Source organism: Bacillus sp. FSL R10-2780, from assembly GCF_038006125.1.
GTDB classification, from domain to species: domain Bacteria; phylum Bacillota; class Bacilli; order Bacillales; family Bacillaceae_G; genus Bacillus_A; species Bacillus_A cereus_U.
Map to the genome: position 1 here is coordinate 1 of NZ_JBBOUQ010000003.1, position 22,494 is coordinate 22,494.

Consider the following 22,494-nt stretch of genomic DNA (forward strand, 5'->3'; position numbering starts at 1 on the left):
TTCTACCACATATGCAGTTACTAAATTTGGCATGCGATGTGTTTTTGGGTCAAAAAAATAGAAGGGGTTCAGACGAGATACGTGTAAAACTAGGTCACAGTAATACATTTTTTACTAAACATTGTTTTTCAGTGATATTTGTAACATAAACGTTCGTTTAAGGAACTTCATTTATTTCTAATAAAACTAATAGAAATACAATCAAAAATTAGTTCCAAAACTCATTATCAAAAACAAAGCACCATAAAAAGGGTTAAATATCGTTTATGGAACATTCTTAACGTATGGTAAAACCAAGTTTTTTTCCTTGAAAATTCCTTGGCGTACGAAATTCGCGTGTTGTTGGCGGGACCCCATCGCCATCAAGTTAAGAAATGCATTGTCCCCCAAAACGAAAAAAATGAACTAAATTCCCACGGACAACTATAAAGAGATAAAATCTTCGTTTTGGGAATACTTCAAATTATTAGCTTGATAAGCATGTAAGGTGATCCCTATGTGCTCTTTTTTCTAAAGGCTACGTGTAAGGAATTAAAAAAAACCTAGGGATCAGCGAATTCCTGAGGGGGTACCTGCGTATTATAACATATTTGCAATTACGTTGCGTTTGGGTTTAAAATGCGCATCTTTTTCATTTACATTATAACCACCATATTTAAGTTTATAAGAGTTATGCTTTTTAGATAAAAGTAATTACTTGTTTTATAAACTTGTAACCAAAATAACCACTAAATCCGAATAGTACTATTGCGGCAGATATAGATACCCATTTAATAAAGGTTGGATTTAGAAAACGTCTAGTAAAATGAACAAAGCCTAATAAGACCATATCATGCATAAAGATACCTAATAAAATACCTACAGCTATTAATATAAATGTAGATGTACTTGCATTACCTAATGAAGAGACTAGAACCGGACCAAAGACCCCTATCCAAAATACAATATTAGCCGGTGATATAGCAATCATAAAACTAGATAAATAAGCTGTTAATAAAGATTTATTAGGATCTTCTCCCTCTATGTTAACTTCTGACTTTGCTTCTTTAATACTTTCTATTCCAATAAACATTAAAAACCCAAAACCTAGTAGCCACATAACTGCTTCTACCCATGGAGTGGTTAATACACTAGAGAACCCTAGATAAATCAGGACTATTAAAGATAAATCTACAGTCATTCCTCCTATACCTACAAACCAACCATGTACGAAACCATTTCTTATTCCTTGTTTGGTCATTTGGACAGTCATAGCACCTGCAGGTATTGATAAAGATAAACCTAACAAAATATACGTAAAAAGTGTTACAATCATAAAAATTCTCCTATTTTAGTTAATTACTATTCTTTTCATTTGGTTCAACAAATAGAACTAGAGCATGGCGATTTTTCACATTACTTCTAGCAAGCTCCAAAAAATCGCAAAGTACCCCTTTGTTGAAGATCAATGCCTAAAATCCCATAAGATCCTTAACATGTTTAGCGTTCTTTTTAGATGTTAATTTTTCAAGTAATAAAAATGCAACATCAAAAGCTGTACCTGGATTTGAAGATGTAATAATATTTCCATCTTGAACAATTAAATCATTTTGTACTATTGCACCGAAATTCTTTAACTGCTCTTTTCGTTTACTCGTTGGATGACTGTATGTGATGGCTTTTTTATCTATAAGAATTCCACTTTTTCCAAGTGCTAATGATGCAACACAGATACTGGCAATAGGCTTCTGCTTGGCATAAAAATGTTGAATAACATTTAAGAATTCTCTACTGTATGCATCCTGATAAAAACCAGCTTCTTCAAAACCTCCTGGAATAGCTAGTGCATCAAACTCATCTAATTGAATATCATCAACCGTTTTTTCGGGTATGACAGTAAAATTCCAAGTACAGGTTAATTTATTCCGAAGACCAACTGTTACGACCTCGGTTGATCCATCTCCCTCCCATTTATTCCAACCTAGTACGTCTGTAAATACACTAGCTTCTACTGCTTCAAATCCATCAGCTAATAATAATAAAATCTTTTTCATATCGAAAATCGCCTCCTGATATCCTTATTTTATATAAATATAGAAGGCTGATAAATAAGTTCAATAAGGATATTCGATTGTTTAGCTTTATTATATAAAGAATTTAAGTTATTCTATCTTATAAAAAAAGGTTGGATAATTTATGGATCAAGTTGATAAAAAAATCGTGGGATTATTACAGTCAAATGCAAAAATTTCAATGAAGGATTTAGCAGAAGCCGTTCACTTATCTTCTCCGTCAGTAACTGAGCGAGTACGGAAGTTAGAGGAGCAACAAATTATTGAAGGTTACCATGCACATGTTTCTCTAAAAAAAATAAACCGTCCAATTTCTGCACTTATATTGTTTAAATCAAAGGATTGTAAATCATTAGCTAACTTTTGCTATAATCATCCAGATGTACTTGAATGTTACAGAGTAGCAGGGGAAATTAGCTATATTATCAAATTAGCAACATATTCTGTAGAAAGCTTAGAACAATTTATTGATGATACAATGCAATATGGTACGCCTTCAACGAATATTGTGTTATCTTCTTATGAAAAAAAAATAATTGCTCCCTTTATTAGTGAAGGATAAAAATACTGGCCTAATCAATTAACTATTGCTTACTCAATAATCCTTAATCTTTTAAAAATAGCCCTGATTTTTCTGACTTGTATAAAAAATCAGGGTCTCTAATCATTTTTATCGTTTTGGGGTAATCCATTTTTCTTAGCTTGATGGCGATGTATGGTGACCCCTATTTAGGACATATATTCATTTTAGAAAGGATAATTTTAAAAATGGAAATAGAGAATTTACTTAGAGTTACGACAAGGTGGGAATTAAGAGATTGGCTTGAAGAAAATTCAAAAACAGAAAGATTTTGTTGGGTGATAGTAAGTATAACTGAACAATCAGAAGTGATTCAGTATTTAGATGCAGTTGAAGAGGCACTATGTTTTGGTTGGATTGATGGCATAAAGAAGAAAATATCAGATACTGAACTTGCTCAAAGGCTTTCCCCAAGAAAGAAAAACAGTAATTGGACAGAATTAAATAAGGAAAGAGTAAGGAGATTATATCAATTAGGTTTGATGAAAGAAGAAGGACTGAGAGTTCTTCCTGATATGCGACCTGAATCTTTTACTATAGATGCAGATATTGAAACTCGTCTGAAAGAAGATGACCAATTATATCAAAACTTCATTAATTTTCCTGATCTATACAGAAGGATTAGAATTGATACGATACAAAGTTATAGAAATGAACCTAATATTTTTAATAAAAGATTGGATAAGTTTATTGAAAATACCAGGGAAAATAAAATGTACGGTCAATGGAATGACAATGGTCGCTTAATCAATTATTAAGGGAAGGAAATGAGAATTGAAATTAGAACGTTTGATATCAATCATATTCAAGCTCTTAAATAATGAAATTTTGTCAGCTTCTAGTTTAGCTGATGAATTTCAAGTATCACCACGGACAATTTATAGGGACATCGAAGCTATTTGTGCTGCTGGAATACCAGTTGTTTCTTACCAAGGGACTAACGGGGGATTCGGTATAATAAAGGGATACAAATTTGATAAAAGCTTAATGGGTTCTTATGACATTCTGAATATAATTACAGTATTAAGTAGTTTATCGAATATTTTTAAAGATACAGAAATTGAACATACGATAGATAGACTAAAAGTACTGGATACAAACAGTAATAATAAGTCTTTATTGGTTGACTTGGAAAGCCATAGAACAGAACCCAATTCATTAATGAATCTGCGAAAAGCTATACATGAAAAAAAGGTAATACACTTTAATTATGTAAGTAATAAAAATGAATTTACATCTCGTGAAGTAGAACCTATTCACCTTCATTATAAGTTCCGTAACTGGTATATGTATGGTTATTGTAGAGAACGTCAGAATTATAGAGAATTTAGATTATCACGTATGATGGATGTAACTCTGACACAAGAAAAGTTTCTAAAACATCACGAAATTAAAGACGAAGCATTTTATTCGAACCGTAATCTGGTGGGGTTTGAGGATGTAGTAATCTGGGTGAGTCCTAATTCCTTAGCAGAAGTATTAGATCAATTCCAGAATTCTTCAAAAACCATTAACGATGACGGAAGTATGACAATTACAATTTGTGTTTATCAGCCTCTACAGGCTGGATGGCTTAAATCGATTCTTTTAAGCTTTGGTAGCGGTGCTAAAATTGTAAAACCGATGGAACTGCAATCAATTTTAATAGATGAAGCAAAAAAAATAATAAAAGTTTATGAAGATATATGACAAGCTGCTGTCATATATCTTTTTTTATAATCTAGATATCAACTTTTAAAAAACCAGAACTAAAGGAGTAGATGTTAAATGAACCATGCAAAAAATATGTATAAGTACCATCTTTGGGCTAATAAGGTGTTACTAGAAAGAATAAAAGAATTACCAAGCAATGTCCTATATAAAGAGGCTAATAGTTCATATCCAAATATTGCTCAAACGTTTAGCCATATCTATGTAGTAGATGTTATGTGGTTACAAGTACTTAAAGGAATTGGTATGCAAGAAGCATTGGAAGCTTCTATGGCATTATTAGAAAAGACTAATTTATATTCTGTAGATGAATTTATTAAGTATTTCGAAGAACTAGCTTCACAGTATGAAGAATGGATGAATAGCCAAAAAGATTTAGAACAAAAAATTAATTTGAATAATCCTTGGTCAGGTGCTAGAGAGACTGCATACTCAGAAATTGTATTTCACGTTGCTAACCATGGTACCTACCATCGAGGTAACATAACAACCATGCTAAGACAACAGGGGCACGCTTCAACAATGAATGACCTCGCTTTATATTGGTATCAGAGTTAGGGCAAATAGTACTTGTCAATTAATGATAGTTCATATGAGAATACAAATAAAATATTAATCTGCTTTCTATATAAATGTCCTTTAATAAAACTAACGGTGGCGTTAGCTTAATAAGCCAAATTAAAAATCGGTTCCTAAACGTAAAGGAATCGATTTTTCTATGCTGTAGTTTTCTTAACGTTGTAAATCCGTATTTTCCTGACGTTATCCCTGGTACAAGAAATCCTATATGATAACCAACACTATTTGGTTCTATTGTTACATAAACCACTTATTCCTACTTTTCGGGGGATGGGCAAAAACACCCTTATATGTTTGTTTTATCCTGGTTCTCATTTGTCACCTAAACGTTTGTTTACATGACAAGCGAAAATGAAAGCTTAGACGAATAAAGGAATTTTATAAAAAACCAGATTGGAAATAAAAGTAAGCCTATAACCTATTTTTACACGTATCTCGGCTGTACCCCTAAATGAAAATTCTCTTTTTCTACAGTTTGTTATTTTGAGAATTCAGCTCATTTTTTCTTTTTGGGGTGTTTACTTTTCTTAAGTTGATGGGCATGTTGCCTTACCCCTACTAGATATAAGATTTGTGGCGAAAAATCCATTTCAGCTTTATATCATCTGCATCTCATCTTTACAGGATCCAATTATATTTGTACTTGTAACACATATTAAAACAAGGAAAAGAGGAAATAATATGGCAAAATTTAATGCGAAATTATTAACGACACTAGGTATTTCAACAGCATTATTAGTAGGAGCTGGTAGTACCTATGCAGCTCAAAAAGAAAAAAATGATTCAGTAACAACAAAAGCCTCAACTGAAAATGTTTCGGTAGAAAAAACAATAAAAGCACCAACTTCTGAAGAAATTGAATCAGTATTACAAGGAGAACCTACACCTCCAAGTATTAAAGTAGAAGGTTTATTTTCTACAAATGGGAAGCCTGATTATACTGCTGATTTCTATTTAAACGATGCAAAACTATTTTCTTTATTAAAAATTAGCGCAACAGATTTAAAACAAGAATTAGCTAAAGGTAAAACTGTTGTAGAGATTGCGGCAGATAAAAATATTTCTAAACAACAAGTGATTGATGTGATTTCAAACACACAGATTGACGTACAAATTGAAGGTGAACAAAATGGAGAAACTCCTAAAAGCAACCGTTCAAAGGAAGAAATGTTAAAGGATATTGAGCCCAACGTATTACAAGTTATTGAGCATAAAACAGAAACACCGTGGAAGTAGTAACCGTTTTGGTGCAAAAAAGAATAAAATGCATATATTCCTAAGGGACTTGTATCTTATGCTACAAGTTCAAACAATTGATGGGTGAATTCTTTTTGATTTTGGACAGACTGGTACCGTAAATCAATCTGTTCTTTTTTAAAGTACTAGTATCAGTATATCCAAGTTTAGGAGATTACTTGCAAGAGGCTTTGTTTTTTTGCACCAGAGCCATCAATTCTTCATTGTACGTTTAGATACACGTAATGATTATCAAACGCAACTGGTATTTAACATGGACCATGTACATTTCTTTGATGCTGAAGCACAACTACGTATTAAGTGAAATAGTATCTTTTTGCACCAGAACTCACCAGATTATTTCGGGAATTTTGTACATTTAGAAACAAACGAACCTATTCTTTTTATGTTAAGGAAAAGGTAAAGATACCATCAAAATAAATGAAAAAAGTGTAGAACCTCCGTTCTACACTTTTTTCTGTAAATAGAAATAAAACAACACGCCATCAACTGTATTATGGACCCCATACTCAGCTCCATGAAGTTCTAAAATATTTTTTGAAATGGCAAGTCCAAGACCTGTTCCACCTTGTGAGCGTTGACGAGCTGTATCAACCCGGTAAAAACGATCCCAAATTTTATCTAATTGATCTTCTTCAATATGGGCACCTTTATTTTCTATACAAACTTTTATGCGACTTGGCTCATCTATTGTAGAAATAATAATATTTTCTTTTTCTGGCGTGTAACGAATAGCATTTGTGATAAAGTTTGTGAGTACTTGTTCTATACGATGGTAATTTGCAATGACTTCAATTGCAGAAAGATGTGCGTGAACATGTAATTGCTTTTTTGTTATCTCCATAGATAATTGTTCACAAATATGCTGAATGGCTTGGTCAATATAAAAAACATCCATCTGCATTTTATACGTACCAGATTCAAATTTTGCTAACTCAAGCATATCCACAATTAACATATCCATCTTATCCACTTCTTTTTCCATTGCCTTAAAGTAATACTCTTTCTTATGACTTGCAACACCATCTTTTAAAATAGAAATACAACTTTTCATAATACTTAGAGGTGTTTTTAACTCATGCGATACCCCTGAAATAAACTCTTTTCTTGTATGTTCTAATTTCTTTTCTTTCTCTATGTCTTGCTGTAACTGCTCAATATGCGAATGTAATGTATTTGAAAGTAAATTAATATTTTGAGATAAATCACCGATTTCATCCTTTGACATGACTGGAACCCTTTCCGAGAAATCTAAGTTTACAATTTTTTTGGTTGTCTTGTTTATTTGTAATAAAGGCTTTGCAATCTTTTTTGAATAGTAAAAAGAAGCTAGAAAAATCAGAAGCAACACAAACATAATAATATAGACATAATACTCTTTTATCATTTGTACAGCTTCATCAACCGGCTGCAACGAAGTCATTGAGAAAATGTATGTTATTGCACCGCTTTTATCCTTTATGGGTTTTATTATGAGCTTATATTTAATATCATTCTGCTCATAATCTATTTCTTGTAATGAATCATAGTTAGTATTCTTTTCATTTAGCAATAAGTCTGCCTGAAACTCTTGTATCCTTTCCATAAATAAGTTATTTGTATAAGCAAAATTCGATTGTGTACTGTCAGCCGAAAGTTGAACCTTTGTAATTTTCCCTTCTATATATTTTTGAGGTACTTGTTCATCAAGTTCTTTTTTAAGTTCAAGCTTCTCTTCTTCAAAGTACTCTTTAGAACTATATTTATTTTTAAGTTTTTGTACAATTTCATTTATTTTTTTTTCTAATGCCGGATTTATCAAATTTGGAGTTGCTGTTTTGAAGAATACAGAATAAGGAATGAACGTAGCATTTTTTTGTATCCCTCTTACAGTAACTGTTTCACCTAAAGGGAATATTTCATTTGAAATATTCCTCGTATGATCGTCCGCAACCTTGAAATTATACAGTGGTATAGAAATTGTAGAATTAGCGAATTGATTTTCTTTATTTTTAGACTGATCTAATTTTACTTCTATATAAAAATCATTTACATTCTTTAAATTCCCCTTACTATCTAATGTTGTAATCCATGTATTATGTTCTCGATAGAAATCTTGTTCTAACTTTTGAATGACTTGTGAATTTCCTTCACTTTTTAAATAATCTGTTTCAAAAGAACCCATGTTTGTTTTAATATCATCCACTTTTTTATTCGCATAAAATTGTTTAAAGAATATTGTTTGTCCAACAAAAATGGTTGCCAAGATCAACATACACAACACTGTTGTTAGCATAAATAATTTTAATACAATTCCTCTTTTCATACTTTATCCTCCAATTTACAACTCGCTGGAACGATGGTTATAATTCTCTTAGATTTATCATCCGATTTATTGCGCAATTTACTATACAATCATCACGAACAAATTCATAGCCACAATTTTTGTAATTAAGTGCGCTCTCTGGTAATGACTATACCTTAATTTGGCATTATGTATGTAATTCCGTATGAGTCAAGCTAATGTCTTTTCTTTCTAGTGTGGCTATAGGTAATAGGAAGTGTACATGAATACAAGTACTAGATAATATATGAATTGAATAATTCTTTTTTAAAGGTCCGACTGTCGAATAGTTGTTTCGTTCTTGCAAGTAATAATAGGGGAATATAAGGTTTTGTTGCGTAATTATCTGTCCCTAACTTAAATCCTAGTAACGTATCAGCTTCATCAACGCGAGCCGTCAACGTAGTGAAATTTGACACCTTAAACAGTCCATCCATCTGCTTTGGATAACATAATATCAAAAATAACTAAATGAACTTCGTTTTCTTCAAATAAGGACAATGTTTCGTTCCTATCTATTGCTTCTAATATTTTATATTCCAAATCTAAATAAAATGATTATTGAATGCAAAAAGCCAAATTGCTCTTGATTAGCAACAATTTGGCTTGAGGAACTTGGATTGTAAAAAATTCCTATAAGAAATACAATTCATTTTTTACAATCGATTTATCTTTTGACTTCTTTAATATTAATATTTGCGTGCTTATAAAAGATTAATTTCTTCTTATTATATTCATTCGTGTATGTATTAAAACTATCCTGATCTGAATGGATTTGTTCATAAGATTGATTAACCACTTTTATTTTTTCATTAATTGATTTTAGTTTTTCATCTTTTGCTTGTAGCATTTTGTACAGTTCTTGTTCTAATTGTAATGAGTTTTTATAGTCATCATGTAATTTCTTGAAAGATTCAGCACGATTTTTATACATATCTTGAACTTTTTCAGCCTGTTCTTGTAATTTCTTATCTTCTAATTTTTTTATATATTTATCAACAGACTTCACTTCATTTTGTGCATTTTCTAAGGTCGCTTTCTCTTTCTCTAATACTTTTTCACGATCATTTATGTTTGTTACAGCTTGATCTAACTTTTCTTTCACTACTTGATTGTTCTCTTTTCCTTCAAGTGTAATTTGAGTATATAACTCTTGTCCTTGCTTTTCTAATTCTGCTAATTTTTTCGTATCTTCATACATTGTCTTTTCTTGCTTTGCAGCATTTTCAAATGCTACATATAATTTTTCTTCTGGTTTTTGTCCTAAACAGCCTGACAGCAAAGTTACTGATAAAACTGTAATAAATGCAAGGTTTCTATATATCATCTGCAATTCCTCCTACTTAGATGCGATTATCCTTCCAAAAATTTAATGGGAAATGAGAAGCTTCATCATATACTTCAAATTCATAACCTTTACTACGAAGATCATCAATAATTCTTTGCAACGCCTGTACTGTCTGTGGTTTTTCATGCATTAAAATTACTTCGCGATTTTCCTTAACCTGAGAAATTGTTTTTTGAACAACAGCATCTGGATTTCCTGAGAACCGCCAATCTGAAGAATCTATTGTCCAATCCCACTCTTTCATGCCGACATTTACCATTTTATCCCGTAATTCTTGTTTAAGTCCGGGCATACTCCCATATGGACAACGAACAAGATTTGGATGAGTTCCAGTTACTTCTTTCATGATATTTTGCGCTTGTTGCATTTCTTCAACAAATTTTCCTTGCGTATACAGTTTTCCAAAATCGTGTGTCATACTATGAACACCTGGATAATGCCCTTCATTTACTAAGCGTTTTACACTTTCTTTATGAGCTGGGATATTTCCACCAATCATAAAGAAAGTTCCTTTTATATTATTACTCTTTAAAATATCTAAGATTTCTTTTTGAAATTGACTTGGTCCATCATCAAATGTTAAATATGCTACTTTACGAACCTGACCATTATATTGATCTGGTGCTGTTTTTTTCATTTCGCCCTTTGTTTGCTCACTTGCCAGTTGAACAGTATTTTCTTGGTTCATTACCCCTTTGGCAGGTGATGTGAAGAATTGAAACATAAAAATACCTAGTGTGATACAAGCAACTATTGATATAATCACCGTTGTTTTTAGTCCTTTTGTAAACATTCTAGTATGTCCTTTCTAGTAACCTTTAGTTATATATTTTCTACTGAATAAATTTATTCAGTAAAATTGAAATTTTTAATTATATACTGAACTTTATTTTTGGTTTAGTAGTCTAATTTAACTAGACTACTATTTTTTAAAATATTCTATAACACCATTAACAATTCCAGAGGCTATATCTGTTTGGAATTGTTGTGAATTCATTCGTTCCTCCGTGTCCTGGATCTATGATTATAACTTTTTCTGAATTTCAATTTTTATTAAGATTTCCTTTTAATTTTGGACCTAATAAAAAATAAACTGATACAAAACCTATAAATATCAGGATAAGATATAAAATTATTTTTTTTCAAAAAAAAACTCTTCCTAGGTCAACTTATTTTTAGTGAATATGTTAACAATTTATAGACTTGGTTAAACCGTGAGTGTTATAAAACCCCTACAAATATAAAAATGCATGTGGTATATTGATAAAATTCTCTTTGGTTAACCTTCTGAAATTCTGTCATACCTTTTGGGTACGACTATATGATAAAAGTTTAATGTAAAGATAAAGTGCAGATAACATGCAGATAACATGCATTTTTTTAAAGATTGTTATCTGCAAAAGGGGGCATCGCACACAAAACGGTTGGGATGATTGCTGCTAAATGTTATGTATCTTTTGTTATTTTTTGCATTTTTTATACGAGGGGTACCGCCAGCATTTTGGAAAAAAACCACGCTAAGCAAAAATAAAATAAGCCATCCATTTGGACAGCTCTTTTACATAATTCTCGTTAGCGGAAGTTAAATATTTATTTACGGAACTTACTTGCAAATATTCATCACAAAAATAAATATCAATAATGTCATTTAAAAGCTATCTCTTTTTTCAAATAAAAAACTAAATAAATTTATAATAAATAACCGTTGCATCTAATTCACCATTCGGAGAAATTGCATACCCCGGTATTTTGCCGGATTCTTGATATTCTAACGACTTGTACAATCTATTGGAAGGATCTCCTTCTCTAGTATCTAATACTAAAAGAGACCTGCTTTCTTGTTTTGCTCTTTCTTCTGCTTTTTGCATAAGTGAACGTCCAATACCGTTACGTCTAAAGCTTGGATGAGTCATTAACTTGCAAATTTCAGCTCTGTGGATTCCATTCGGCTTTGTAATTAAATGCAATTGAACACTGCCTGCCACTTTATTGTTTATTTTGGCAATAAACAATATCACCTCTGGTGCTAAAACAGTTTGCCAATACTTTGTCGATTCTTCTTGTTCCAGTGGAGGTAAAAAACCTATTGACGCTCCATCATCTACTACGGTTTTCAAAAGTTCAGAAAGCTCTTCAATATCTTTATCAAGTAGTTTAATCTCTTTTATTTCTAGATTTTGCATTACTTCTCCCCCTTTTTCCTAATTGTACCATTCGAAAGAAGTGATATGTTGTGTAATTTTGTTTGTATATGGTATTCATGTAAGGTTAACATAACGTCCTATTATTGGTAGCAAGGACAAGGAGGAACCCCTACTCTCATAAGGGAACCTCCTTTTTTGTTCGATGGATCTATGCATTTTTTTATACATTCCTATTTTGGTGCGCCTTTTGGCCTCCCCATAGTTCCCTATGTCTCCCGATTTTTTGCATAAAATCTTGCATGCTCTTAGCGTGGGGTTTTTCCGAAATGCTGGCGGTACCTCACCTGGAGATGTCAATTTTTTTTCGTTTGGAGTATTTGCCTTTCTTAGCTTGATGGGCATCTGGTGCTCCCCCATGTATAGGGATAAGAATTGTATGTGGACTAGTATTTTGTTCTATATATTTTTTATTAATAGATACGGTACGTGAAATTATTTCAAGTTCTAATTAAAAGCCCCCATAGACCATAAATCTATGAAAGCTGCCTAAGGGTATTTCTATTCGACTCCATTCTATTGTAGCAAGCTTTCACCAAATAGCAAAAACATAACGATCCAAAACCAAATAATCAAACGAAATGCACTCTTGAATCCTCCCCAGAGAGAAAATGTTTCCTCTTGCATTATTATCCCCCTTTCCTACTTGTCTTTTGGTTCTCCAAACCATTCATACATTGCCTGTCGGCTTATAATCCATTCCTTACGCTTCCCTTCAGGGTGCAAAAAATACTTCACTAAACCTTCTTGTAACATGCGCTCTAAATCATTTATTTGCTTCTCGTTCATTAGAGAGGGGCTATATTTATTCTTAATTGTCTCACGAGGAATCCCCCAATAAAAAGCTGCTTCAGATGGTGTCATGTATTTATCAATTTCTTTCATGGGAATTCTCCTTTGTTTGTGCTTTTCCTTTTATGTTACAATAAATAAAGAAGGAAATGGACTAGATTTCCTTCTACTTCAGTCACTCATTAACTAAGCCCTTTGTTTGCTGTTAAGCAAATGAAGGGTTTTTATTTTGCTTGTTTATATTTACTATCTATGACAGCCAAACGGATCAACTTCAGCTTAATATCCTTACTAAGAGAAAGCCATTCAGATGTACCAATTTTCATATCCTTTTCCTCCCTATTCCCTTTTTATACTTAAAGAAAATTAATCCCTTAAAACATTTGTATTTTACACTAATTTAACAACTAGGGAATCTTCATCATATTCATGAATGTGTAAATCATAGCGCATTTCTGTTGCATCCAGTACTTTACAAAACCTCTGATAGTAAACCGAATTACTTACTTCCATGCCAATTTCTCCATTTCTGAACAGATACTCTAAATCATCAATGATTTCTTTTACTGTATTCTCCAATATTCTCACTCCTTATCTCTATAAATAACCTTGTAAGGTTATTTTACAACAAAATAATCAACCTTACAAGGTTATTTATTTGTTTTTCAGATATTTTATAAAAAATTCTTTATAACATCCTTAATTCACTTTAAACCACTTATTTCCGCTTACAACAAATCCTTTGTTATTTAGGTCTTATGTCATTCACTTTTAAATAAACATTGGTTATATCGAAATCTGAGAAGCCGTTTTTTGATGAAAGTATGATTTTTTAAAGTTAATTCCTAAAAATAACAAAAGAGCTGGATTTTCATCACAGCTCATGTATTGATTGGTTCTGTGTGAGTACATGTCGGATATTGAGAACAACCAAAAAACTTATTTCCTGTTTTATTTGAATTACGAATCACTAAATCATGCTTACATGTTGGACATTTCCGTTCTGCAGGTTTTACCCCTTGATACACATCTTTAGCCGAATATTCGGGATTAATTTTATTAATCAACTTCTGAAGTTCTACACGATCTATTAGTTTTACATGACAAGCTTCCGCTAATTCCTTTGCTTGTCTTGTATATACACTGTTTGTTACAACCCAGCCCTCATGTGCTTTGTAATAGGCTTGTGCTGCATATATCTCTTGTACAGCACTGATGCCAACTCTATTTTTCATCCCGTAACGTTTCGCCTGGATTACAATACGATGCTTCCCCTTCAATACCAGATCCGCTCCAAAATCATTTGACTGCTTTGTGACTGTTGGAGAATAGCCCAACTGTCGAAAGAGAGCTTTTAGGTATACTTCGAATTGATGGCCGTCCATTTTATCTATATAACGAATACCAGACTTAGCCATTCGCTTTAATATTCTTCGCTCCTGGATCTTTCGGTACATAAATTTAGAAATACGAAAAAGAACATAAAGGAAAAAACCATACATCAAAATTTGTAATATGTTTGGCATTTCTGGTAGATTAGACACTTCGCTCCACCTCTTTAATTGGTTTCATTTTCTTTGGTTGGGCTGTTTCTTTTGCCTGTTGCTCACTCACTTGTTTCTTCCGGACGTCGTTCCAATCTTTTTCATTCGTTGGAATATCCTCTTTAAGATCTACAAAGCATTTCATTGTCTGAATGAAGTCTTTCCCAGCCTTATCATTATCAACTGCCATTATGACCTCTTTAATATCGTGCCCTTCTTTTTTGGCATCCATTAAAGATTGAATCACTGTTTTGGACTTCAATCCATGCATAGAAACCAGGCGAGCGTTTTGTATCTTATTTTGCTTGATACTCCAATGAGATAACATGTCGATTGGATCTTCATAAAAATAAATCTTATCCGGTTTACCTACATCAACCGTAAAACCGGCATTGATTTTTTCATAATTCGGGACAATTTGCTTAAAGCTTCCCCTTTTATTCTCCATTTTGACAGTACCTTGACGGTTCATTCCTATTACTTGCCCTTTGCCACCTTCTTCTCTCCATTTGAACACGACATTGTTTTTCTTATCCTGGACGATAAGATCCTTATTAATCAACCAGTTCACCAGGCGAGGATCTATTTTTCTTTCATCAATTAGGTACTGCTTGATCTCTGTTTGTTTCTGCACCTCTAAGTGTTTCGGATAGATGAAAGGCTGCTGCTCTTTTTTGCGTTCCTCTTCAGCTTTTGAACGATCAAACTCTTTGTAATCCCCTTTATTGATGTCTAATACAGCTTGCGGAAATGTCATTTCATAGTACATCATCGCAAAGCTAATCGCTCCATAGCCCTTTTCGCCACGACTATTCCAGGCGTATTGATTCCCTTTAACGATGAGACTGTCATGTTCCGTATGACGGTAATAGTTTCCCTCTTTCTTAAACGTTTCTCCTTTTGCTTCCAGATATGAAATCAAGTCAACTTTTCTTGCTTTCATCGCATCCTCCGTACTGACATGTGCCATTACGGAATCCCCCCTTTACTCTATAAAATGAAATAAAAAAGAGGACTATTCCGTTTCCTAGTCCTCTTTTACATACATTCAATTTTTATTTGTTGAATAAGAATTTTAATCACTTCTCCTGTACGCTGTATGATAAATGAGCGTCAAATTTTTTCCCGTTTTTGTTCGAGATAAACCCTTTAATCTGATCCGTTACATTCTTTTCTAATAACTTTTTCACATGGTTACTACTTAGATTTTTACCAGAGAATGTACCAAAAATAATGAAGTCACAGCCTTTTTTGTATTTCTCACATAAGTAATTACTTTTCCCTACAAGAACTCTACTTTTACATAATGGACATTTGCCAATGGTACGATCTTCAGTCGTTGGAAAACGGAATTTTAAACTTCCGTCCGCTTCCATATAGATAGCTGCTGTAAATTCTCCCTTTTCTCCTTGAAAGCCGTTGATAAAATCCGTTGTTTTATACTGAATTAACTTTTTCATCTGATTACCAGGGATTGCTTTCCCTTTCATCTTGGCTGGTAACATAAAATCACATCCATTTTTATGCTCCGTGCATCCATAAAATGTTTTACGATGAAGCATATCCCCTTTTTTACATTTTGGACATTTACCAAATGACAGCTCCTCTTGTGTTGGGAACTGAAATTTCACTTTCCCTTCATGTAACACTAGATAAGCGGAAAACTCCTTCTCATTGGACTTAAATCCTTTTAAAAGATCCGTTTTCTTATCCTCAAACAGCTTTTTCGCTTGCGCTTCCGGAATCGCTTTTTCTTTAATTTTTTTCGGTAAGGAGATTTCACATTCCGGATAATTACTGCACCCGTAAAAGTTGCCTTTATGAAGGATCTTTCCTTTTTTACAAGGGCATTTGCACACCTCAATTTGTTGATTCCAAGTATTAATAATGCTATCCGACACCTTATCATCCATTGCGCCTAGTTGTTCTACCGTGTCTTTTACAAATGTATTTGTTTTCTCTACAAATTCCTCATATTTCATTTCGTTCTTTTCAATCATGTAAATCATCCCTTCCATTTCAGCCGTATAAGCTGGATTTTTAATTGTATCTACCGGAAAAGCATCTATAAACGCACGACCAATAGGTGTAGTTCGAATTTGATTATTGGTGACATCAATATAGCTACGATCTAACAGTTTCGGAATAAAGGTTTCTTCCGTTGCCACTGTCCCAATCCGTTTTCCTTTCATGAGTTCCTTCAAATGTTCATCATCTAATTTACGTCCTGCCGTTTCCATAAAGGTTAAAATGGAACTTTCCGTATGAAAGGCTGGTTTCTTTGTTCGAGACTCAATCAATTCATACTGAACGATTCTGAAAGAATCTCCTTCTCGTAAAATAGGTATCTGAAATGCTTCAACTGATCCCTCTTCTATATCCTCTTGAAACACACTTAGAAACCCTTTCTCTTGTAGGATCTTCTCTTTTGTACTGTATGTGTTGCCCTCTTGATCTATAAAATGTACTTCTCTTACCAGGTAGATTGCTGGTTTCATAAAATTCCCGATAAATCGTTTTACAATCAAGTCATATAACTGTTTTTCTAATGGATTTCGGTTGGTCCCGACATATAATTTTGTTGTTGGGATGATGGCAAAGTGACTACTGACTAATTCATCATTAAATGTAGTATGTTTTTTTGTAATAGAAGATGGAATTATTTGTTGTACGAGATTTGCATAGGCGTTTTTTTCTAATGCTGCCATTACTTCTTTCACTCGTTCAACTTGTTCTGTAGGTAAGTGCCTGGATGAAGAACGTGGGTATGTGATAAAACCTTCTTCATACAAGCTCTGAATATGTTCTTTTGCTGTTTCCGCATTTATTTTCAGTTTGGCGTGAGCATCTTTGTAGATATCCGTTAAGTTATATAATAACTTTGGTTTCTTTTTTCTCGTACTCTCTTTAAATTCCGTTACGATTACATTCGTTTCTTTCAAGCTATCTCCAAGCTTTTGTAGTGGCGATGGATCTATCAGTTGCTCTTCTGTTTTCATTACTGGTGATAAACCGTTTTCCGTTAGTAGCTTTAAATTGTAATAGGTTTGTTCTTTATAATTTTGGATAGCGATTTCCCTCTGACGGATTTCATTCAAGATACACATTTGAACACGACCAGAAGCCAATAAAAATTGATTTTTTGCTAGTTTGGATGTACAACCTCTCGTAACATTAATTCCTAGAATGTAATCCAGGTATTGCCTCGCTTTAGCGGATTGAGCAAGTCCATCATAATCTGCTCCTGGTTCTAATCGGTTCAAGGCTCCCTCTAGTTCTGCGGCTTCATAAGAAGAGATAAACAGGCGTGATTCTCGCTTGTTCACACCTGCATATTCAACTATTTCACGATAGATAAGCTCACCTTCCTTATCCGCATCACAGGCGTTTGCCACATGATCTACATCGGGACGATTTAACAACTTAACCAGTATCTCAATTTGTTCAAGACTATCCGATTTTGCTTTATATTCCGGCTCTAAAATAATTGGCAAGTGCTCAAATTTAAACTCTTTGTATCTCTCATCCATTTCCTCTGGATATTTTAGTTCTAATAAATGTCCTCGGCACCAACTAATTATGTAATTTTCATTTTCATAGTAGCCATAATATGGCTTGCTCCCTGAATACCTTTGTGAGTTTCTAAATCTAGGTGATTTTAATAATTCAACAGCTACCTTCGACTTTTCGGCAATAAATAATGTTTTCCCCATACGTAGTACCTCCTATTAATCTGCAATTTCAGTTTCACGCTTCCATTTCTTATTTCTTCGCTTTTTCATCATTCTGTGACCAAATAATAACAATGTGTTCAAAAAGACAGCTACAAGGAACATACAGCTCGCAAACAGCCATACATTCATGACATTCGCTCCTTTCGTTTTACAAATGAGAAAGAGGTGATCAGTTACAATAAAGATGTTTAATTCTGCCCTTATAATCACACAAAACACCGTCCAGTTAACCTAGACGGTGTTTTTAATAGTTGTTTAATATCTCTGTATTGTGAATTACATTGCTTAAATTGAATAACAATAAAGTCGTTTAAAATCTAAGTCTTATTCAACAATCGCGCCCGATTCTTGAATAACTCAAGATTAGCTATAAATTCATTCATTTAAAAATCTATAGGACTTTGATATTTAATAATCTTGTTTTAGAGACCATACCAGCACTTTCTAACGTTTGTTTCGAGGGAGTGTTATAATACCAACAACCGCAAATCGGATTTAGATTATTGTCATAACACCATTCCTTTAAATGATGAATTATTGTTCTGCCTATTCCTTTTTTTCTGTATTGTTCATTTGTAAACATGCCCATATTTCCATATCTATCAAGTAACTTACTTGTTTCGATAATCCCTATTCCAAGCAGAATACTTCCTTTGGTGTAGGTGAATATTTCCCTATTTTCAATACGTTCCTCCACTTTATCAAGGAAGTCCTGGCATACCTCAGTTATTTTTGTAGCATCGCTAGGCACCGCAGCCCTGAATTCCCCATCTTTAAATAATTTTTCCTTTGGAACTTCCACTTTGTTATCTTGGAAAAAGTAAGCTTGTTTTTCGATCTTATAATCATGATCTAATACCAAACTTAAAAAAAGTTCGTCGCATGTTGGAACCAGTATTGACCGAATTGAATGATCCTTAAGAACATTTTCAAAAACCTCTTGGGATTTTTTGTAGTATGATAAATCTAAATAAAATTGAGTTAGGGACTGGTTACTCTGTATGGCATAATAACCTGCAACTTCGGAGTTGTAACTGATTGTATAAAATACGGAATTGAGAATGTGCTCCTCTAAAACGGAATCAATAGGAGAGCTTAATGTACTAACATATCTTTGGATTAAATCCCCAATATCACTTTGTTTACATTCTTTAAAATAAAAACTCATGTTTGGACACCTCGTATTTTTGTTGATCTTATTAGTACTCATGCAATATATCTTATTACTCATAAAATAAAGAGAATCTATCCAATAAATCATATAAAAGTATTAGTGTGAAATTCTATTTTAGTTTCGTGAAATCCTTCTCTAACCTCCAAGTTAGTTGTACAATCTTACTTTACAATCTGGCCCTTTTGTTCAATAGTATGACTGGCGTTTTTTAAACAACTTTATTATTCTTTAAACGACTTTATTGTAAATTAAACAACTTTATTATTACTTAACAAGAGGGCTTTTCCCTTTACCCTCTTTCATTTTCAGATATAAAAAAATCACTTTTCGTTTTCTCAATTGAGTAACAAAAAATGATTTAATCTGGTTTTCCTGTTATAAAATTTTTCATCGTTCCATTTCCATTGTTTCTTTTTTTCTACCCGATTTCTTTGTAGCCTTCGACTGCTCTACATTACCTGACTCTGGCTCTTTGTCTTTTTCTTTATGATTCGTTTGTTTTCCGTTCAATGGCTGAAATTTTTTATCTATATCCATTTCCTTTGAGGTTGTAGACTGATTCACCGTTATTCCTTCTTTCCCAAGTTTCTCATCCACCTGGTTTTCTAATTTCACTATATGTTCCTGGCTTACTAGCTCATTATCAATCGAAACATACTTTGTTGTATAATACCGCTCTTCAGCTTTTACACGAGTGACAATACTATCAATATTATCTGGTGTTTCTTCATATTGTGAACGCCTGTATGCTTCGAATTTTCGGCTTAAGTCCTTATCTAATGTAGTTGATTCTTTTTCTTTTGAAAGTTGAATTTGTTGATCTAAAGAGACAATAGGTGCATATCCTTCCTTTTTCATTTCTTTATATAATTCCACTTCTTTTTCATTAAATGAGTAATCTTTTTGTGCCTCCGCTTTATCAACTAAGTGTCCATATCTTTCATCTTTTACGATTTCATCTAGACTCATATTTGCATCCTTTTCATAAACCACAAATGACAAATTTCCTCTCCCGTCAAAAATAGAACTTTGAACCTTTTCATATAAATCTGGTTTTAAAATGTTATCTAAGGAGTAATTTTCCCGTTTCCCGTTCTTTTCCATTAGGAAAACAGATAAATCTTCCCGATTTGTTGAATCTTGATTCCATACAGACAAATAATCAATATCTTTCGTAACAGCATCCATCATGTGGATTCTTGCAACTTCTTCTTCATCGTGCAAACCGTTTGCTAATACTTCAATTGTAACTAAGTGGTTGGGTGTCTCTTTCGATTTTTCTAATGGATTTTCTTGTGCTTTTTCCATCGGTATTTCTTTGTTATTTCTATGATTCACTACCTCATCTTGTAACGCTTGTTTCACTTCATCCGATAGATACCGTTTCTCGTTTAACACTTGTTCATATGGTGTCTTGTAGTCACCATCACCCATATTGAAACGATCCATACTCACAAACTCCATTCTCCCAAAATCCCTATCGACTTCTTTTGGAATGGCAATATGATAACGAGCTTGATCGTAAGGGATGGTTTGACCTCTTTCTCTAGCTTCTTCTCTTGCTTTTTCAATACTTGAAATAGCTTCAGCCATTTTTTCATTGGCTTCTCCAAATGGGATCAGTTGATTATTCTTAAAATTTTCGTTGTCGCTCCATTGAACTAGCATAGTTGGTCGATTAATTTCATTCTGATTTAGTGCTGCATATTTTTCTTGATTCGCTTCGTTAAATGCATCAATAAATTCTTTATCACTCAATTTCCCTGCACCTTCTACAGGTTCAAACGCTCGATTTCTATCTGCTTGTTCCCTTAACTCTGTAAAGGAAACAAGCTCTTGTGTCGTATTACTTAAACTCATGTATTCCACCAATAAAATATTTTTTTCATCTTGCTTTTCATTTCTATTTGCCATACCTTCCACCTCTTTTTCATTTATTTTTTCTTTTTCCTTTTCTAATGTGTTTTGAATTGTCTCAATAAATTCAATGGAAGTTTCATGTACTTCTTTTAACAACTTGGTTTTATCTTTCATTTCTTTTCCTTGTGTCCAGCTTGCTAAATAACCTAAGGAATATTCGCTCGTATCAATCCCAAAATAAGAAGAAACGGTATAAGCTGTCATTTCTGCTTGAAACTCTTTTTCTGGTGCTGTGTAATTCATATGTGTCTCTGCTGTATGAAGTTTGGCATGCGCCAATTCGTGAAGAAGTGTTTTTACATTTTGTAATTCACTGTTTCTAGGATTCAAAGCAACCTCTTTTGTTAGGGTATAGCTCACACCTTTTGCAACACCCAGCTCTGATTTTGGTGCAATGATTTTCACACCGTTTTTTTCCGCAATGGCTTCCATTCCTTTGTACAAACTTTTATAATCTGTTACGCTCCCGTCTAGCCAACGATTCGGAAAAATACGAGGAAGATCTTCCGCTTTTGCGTTCGTTTGGGACACATCAAACACATGACCGACAGCAAAATATAAGCGACCAGGTATCACTTCTACGCTTTTAGATTCGATTTGTTTTTTCTCTTCCTCACTTGCTTTAGTTACTGTTTTCCAAGTGCCTTCTTTGTCTTTAAATTTTGCTACAGTTCGGTTTGGAACAAGGATTTTAATTCCTTTCTCACCCTTCTTAACCGGAAATCCTTTTTCTTTCCAAAAAGAAAAGGAACCCACTGCCCTGGCTCCCTCGAATTGACTCTGTATTAATGAAATATTAGATGGTGAATAGCGATAAAACTTTGCCATAAACGTTAAATAATCTTTTAAATCTCCTGGTGTACGAAAATAACCTTCTACGCTTTTTTCCATCTTTTTTGTTAAAGCTTGCACCGCTTCTTTCTTTTCTTCCGGTGATTTCGTTTGATACTTTTTCTTATAACTGTTACTCATGATCTTCTCCTACTCTTTCACTCGCTCTTTGCAATTCCTCCATTTCTTCTTCATTCCATCTCTCAGCTGTATCAAAGAAAAGCTCATGAGTTTTTACATTAACCGGAACTAACATATTTTCTTGATTCATGACATGGATTGCCAGTTCTCTCACTTGTTCTCTTGTAATTTTAATTGTTAGTTCTTCCTCTTTTACAAGTAACACAATTTCATCTTCTCCAATTTCTTTAATGACTCCTAATGCGATATCTTCACGAAATAATAACATCTAAATAACCTCCTGTTTTTTTATAAAAAGAAACAATGTAG

General features: G+C 33.2%; 19 protein-coding genes and 3 pseudogenes. 5 read left to right on the plus strand and 17 right to left on the minus strand.

From position 1 onward, the window contains the following. Nucleotides 1–679: 679 nt before the first annotated feature. Together NSQ47_RS26300 and NSQ47_RS26305 are read right to left on the minus strand one after the other, a co-directional pair. On the minus strand, nucleotides 680–1,315 hold the full coding sequence (locus tag NSQ47_RS26300) for a LysE family translocator (RefSeq protein WP_341038628.1): 636 nt from the start codon (nucleotides 1,313–1,315) through the stop codon (nucleotides 680–682). A gap of 136 nt (nucleotides 1,316–1,451) precedes the next feature. Next, nucleotides 1,452–2,033 carry a DJ-1/PfpI family protein gene (locus tag NSQ47_RS26305; RefSeq protein ID WP_059038301.1) on the minus strand — a complete coding sequence of 194 codons (582 nt, stop codon included), beginning with the start codon at nucleotides 2,031–2,033 and terminating at the stop codon, nucleotides 1,452–1,454. A 142-nt stretch (nucleotides 2,034–2,175) separates the two neighbouring features. Here NSQ47_RS26305 and NSQ47_RS26310 point away from each other — a divergent pair, with 142 nt between their 5' ends. From NSQ47_RS26310 to NSQ47_RS26330, 5 genes and pseudogenes are all read left to right on the plus strand, one after another. Next, nucleotides 2,176–2,613 carry an Lrp/AsnC family transcriptional regulator gene (locus tag NSQ47_RS26310; protein ID WP_341038631.1) on the plus strand — a complete coding sequence of 146 codons (438 nt, stop codon included), beginning with the start codon at nucleotides 2,176–2,178 and terminating at the stop codon, nucleotides 2,611–2,613. Nucleotides 2,614–2,819: 206 nt separating this feature from the next. Continuing rightward, nucleotides 2,820–3,389, plus strand: a complete 570-nt coding sequence (locus NSQ47_RS26315) for a YdeI/OmpD-associated family protein (protein WP_059038420.1) — start codon at nucleotides 2,820–2,822, stop codon at nucleotides 3,387–3,389. Between the two features lie 16 nt (nucleotides 3,390–3,405). Beyond that, nucleotides 3,406–4,320, plus strand: a complete 915-nt coding sequence (locus NSQ47_RS26320; protein WP_341038633.1) for a helix-turn-helix transcriptional regulator — start codon at nucleotides 3,406–3,408, stop codon at nucleotides 4,318–4,320. A 78-nt stretch (nucleotides 4,321–4,398) separates the two neighbouring features. Beyond that, nucleotides 4,399–4,899, plus strand: a complete 501-nt coding sequence (locus NSQ47_RS26325) for a DinB family protein (RefSeq protein WP_059038295.1) — start codon at nucleotides 4,399–4,401, stop codon at nucleotides 4,897–4,899. 912 nt (nucleotides 4,900–5,811) lie between these two features. Next, nucleotides 5,812–6,156 (plus strand): annotated as a pseudogene (locus tag NSQ47_RS26330) (hypothetical protein); the annotation flags it as partial. 56 nt (nucleotides 6,157–6,212) lie between these two features. Here the strand turns inward: NSQ47_RS26330 and NSQ47_RS26335 are convergent. The 15 genes and pseudogenes from NSQ47_RS26335 to NSQ47_RS26405 all read right to left on the minus strand — a co-directional run. Further along, a pseudogene (locus NSQ47_RS26335) lies at nucleotides 6,213–6,296 on the minus strand (IS6 family transposase); the annotation flags it as partial. Between the two features lie 326 nt (nucleotides 6,297–6,622). Next, on the minus strand, nucleotides 6,623–8,482 hold the full coding sequence (locus NSQ47_RS26340; protein ID WP_341038634.1) for a sensor histidine kinase: 1,860 nt from the start codon (nucleotides 8,480–8,482) through the stop codon (nucleotides 6,623–6,625). Beyond that, nucleotides 8,479–9,055, minus strand: a pseudogene (locus NSQ47_RS26345) (response regulator transcription factor); the annotation flags it as partial. The gene NSQ47_RS26340 and the pseudogene NSQ47_RS26345, both read right to left, overlap by 4 nt. 112 nt (nucleotides 9,056–9,167) lie before the next feature. Then, nucleotides 9,168–9,827 (minus strand): YkyA family protein, encoded by a 660-nt coding sequence (locus NSQ47_RS26350; protein WP_341038635.1) that lies wholly within the window; start codon nucleotides 9,825–9,827, stop codon nucleotides 9,168–9,170. A gap of 16 nt (nucleotides 9,828–9,843) precedes the next feature. Further along, the gene (locus NSQ47_RS26355) at nucleotides 9,844–10,641 is read right to left on the minus strand and encodes a peptidoglycan-N-acetylglucosamine deacetylase (RefSeq protein WP_341038636.1); all 798 of its coding nucleotides are present in this window, start codon (nucleotides 10,639–10,641) and stop codon (nucleotides 9,844–9,846) included. 886 nt (nucleotides 10,642–11,527) lie between these two features. Continuing rightward, the gene (locus tag NSQ47_RS26360) at nucleotides 11,528–12,031 is read right to left on the minus strand and encodes a GNAT family N-acetyltransferase (protein ID WP_341038638.1); all 504 of its coding nucleotides are present in this window, start codon (nucleotides 12,029–12,031) and stop codon (nucleotides 11,528–11,530) included. A 660-nt stretch (nucleotides 12,032–12,691) separates the two neighbouring features. Further along, nucleotides 12,692–12,934: a hypothetical protein gene (locus NSQ47_RS26365; protein ID WP_002139963.1), complete on the minus strand. Its 243-nt coding sequence runs from the start codon at nucleotides 12,932–12,934 to the stop codon at nucleotides 12,692–12,694. Nucleotides 12,935–13,231: 297 nt separating this feature from the next. Continuing rightward, nucleotides 13,232–13,420 (minus strand): hypothetical protein, encoded by a 189-nt coding sequence (locus NSQ47_RS26370; protein ID WP_341038641.1) that lies wholly within the window; start codon nucleotides 13,418–13,420, stop codon nucleotides 13,232–13,234. A gap of 302 nt (nucleotides 13,421–13,722) precedes the next feature. Next, complete coding sequence (locus tag NSQ47_RS26375; RefSeq protein ID WP_341038643.1) at nucleotides 13,723–14,385, minus strand: restriction endonuclease; 663 nt, start codon at nucleotides 14,383–14,385, stop codon at nucleotides 13,723–13,725. After that, nucleotides 14,378–15,355, minus strand: a complete 978-nt coding sequence (locus NSQ47_RS26380) for a DUF3991 and TOPRIM domain-containing protein (protein ID WP_341038645.1) — start codon at nucleotides 15,353–15,355, stop codon at nucleotides 14,378–14,380. Before NSQ47_RS26380 ends, NSQ47_RS26375 begins: the two co-directional genes overlap by 8 nt. A 109-nt stretch (nucleotides 15,356–15,464) precedes the next feature. After that, nucleotides 15,465–18,098: a type IA DNA topoisomerase gene (locus tag NSQ47_RS26385; RefSeq protein ID WP_341038649.1), complete on the minus strand. Its 2,634-nt coding sequence runs from the start codon at nucleotides 18,096–18,098 to the stop codon at nucleotides 15,465–15,467. A gap of 15 nt (nucleotides 18,099–18,113) precedes the next feature. Next, nucleotides 18,114–18,248, minus strand: coding sequence for a hypothetical protein (locus tag NSQ47_RS26390; protein ID WP_255290656.1), 135 nt, complete (start codon nucleotides 18,246–18,248; stop codon nucleotides 18,114–18,116). Between the two features lie 262 nt (nucleotides 18,249–18,510). Beyond that, on the minus strand, nucleotides 18,511–19,287 hold the full coding sequence (locus tag NSQ47_RS26395) for a GNAT family N-acetyltransferase (protein WP_097988994.1): 777 nt from the start codon (nucleotides 19,285–19,287) through the stop codon (nucleotides 18,511–18,513). 393 nt (nucleotides 19,288–19,680) lie between these two features. Then, the gene (locus NSQ47_RS26400; protein ID WP_341038657.1) at nucleotides 19,681–22,185 is read right to left on the minus strand and encodes an LPD25 domain-containing protein; all 2,505 of its coding nucleotides are present in this window, start codon (nucleotides 22,183–22,185) and stop codon (nucleotides 19,681–19,683) included. After that, the gene (locus NSQ47_RS26405) at nucleotides 22,178–22,453 is read right to left on the minus strand and encodes a hypothetical protein (protein WP_016093911.1); all 276 of its coding nucleotides are present in this window, start codon (nucleotides 22,451–22,453) and stop codon (nucleotides 22,178–22,180) included. Before NSQ47_RS26405 ends, NSQ47_RS26400 begins: the two co-directional genes overlap by 8 nt. Nucleotides 22,454–22,494 lie beyond the last annotated feature (41 nt).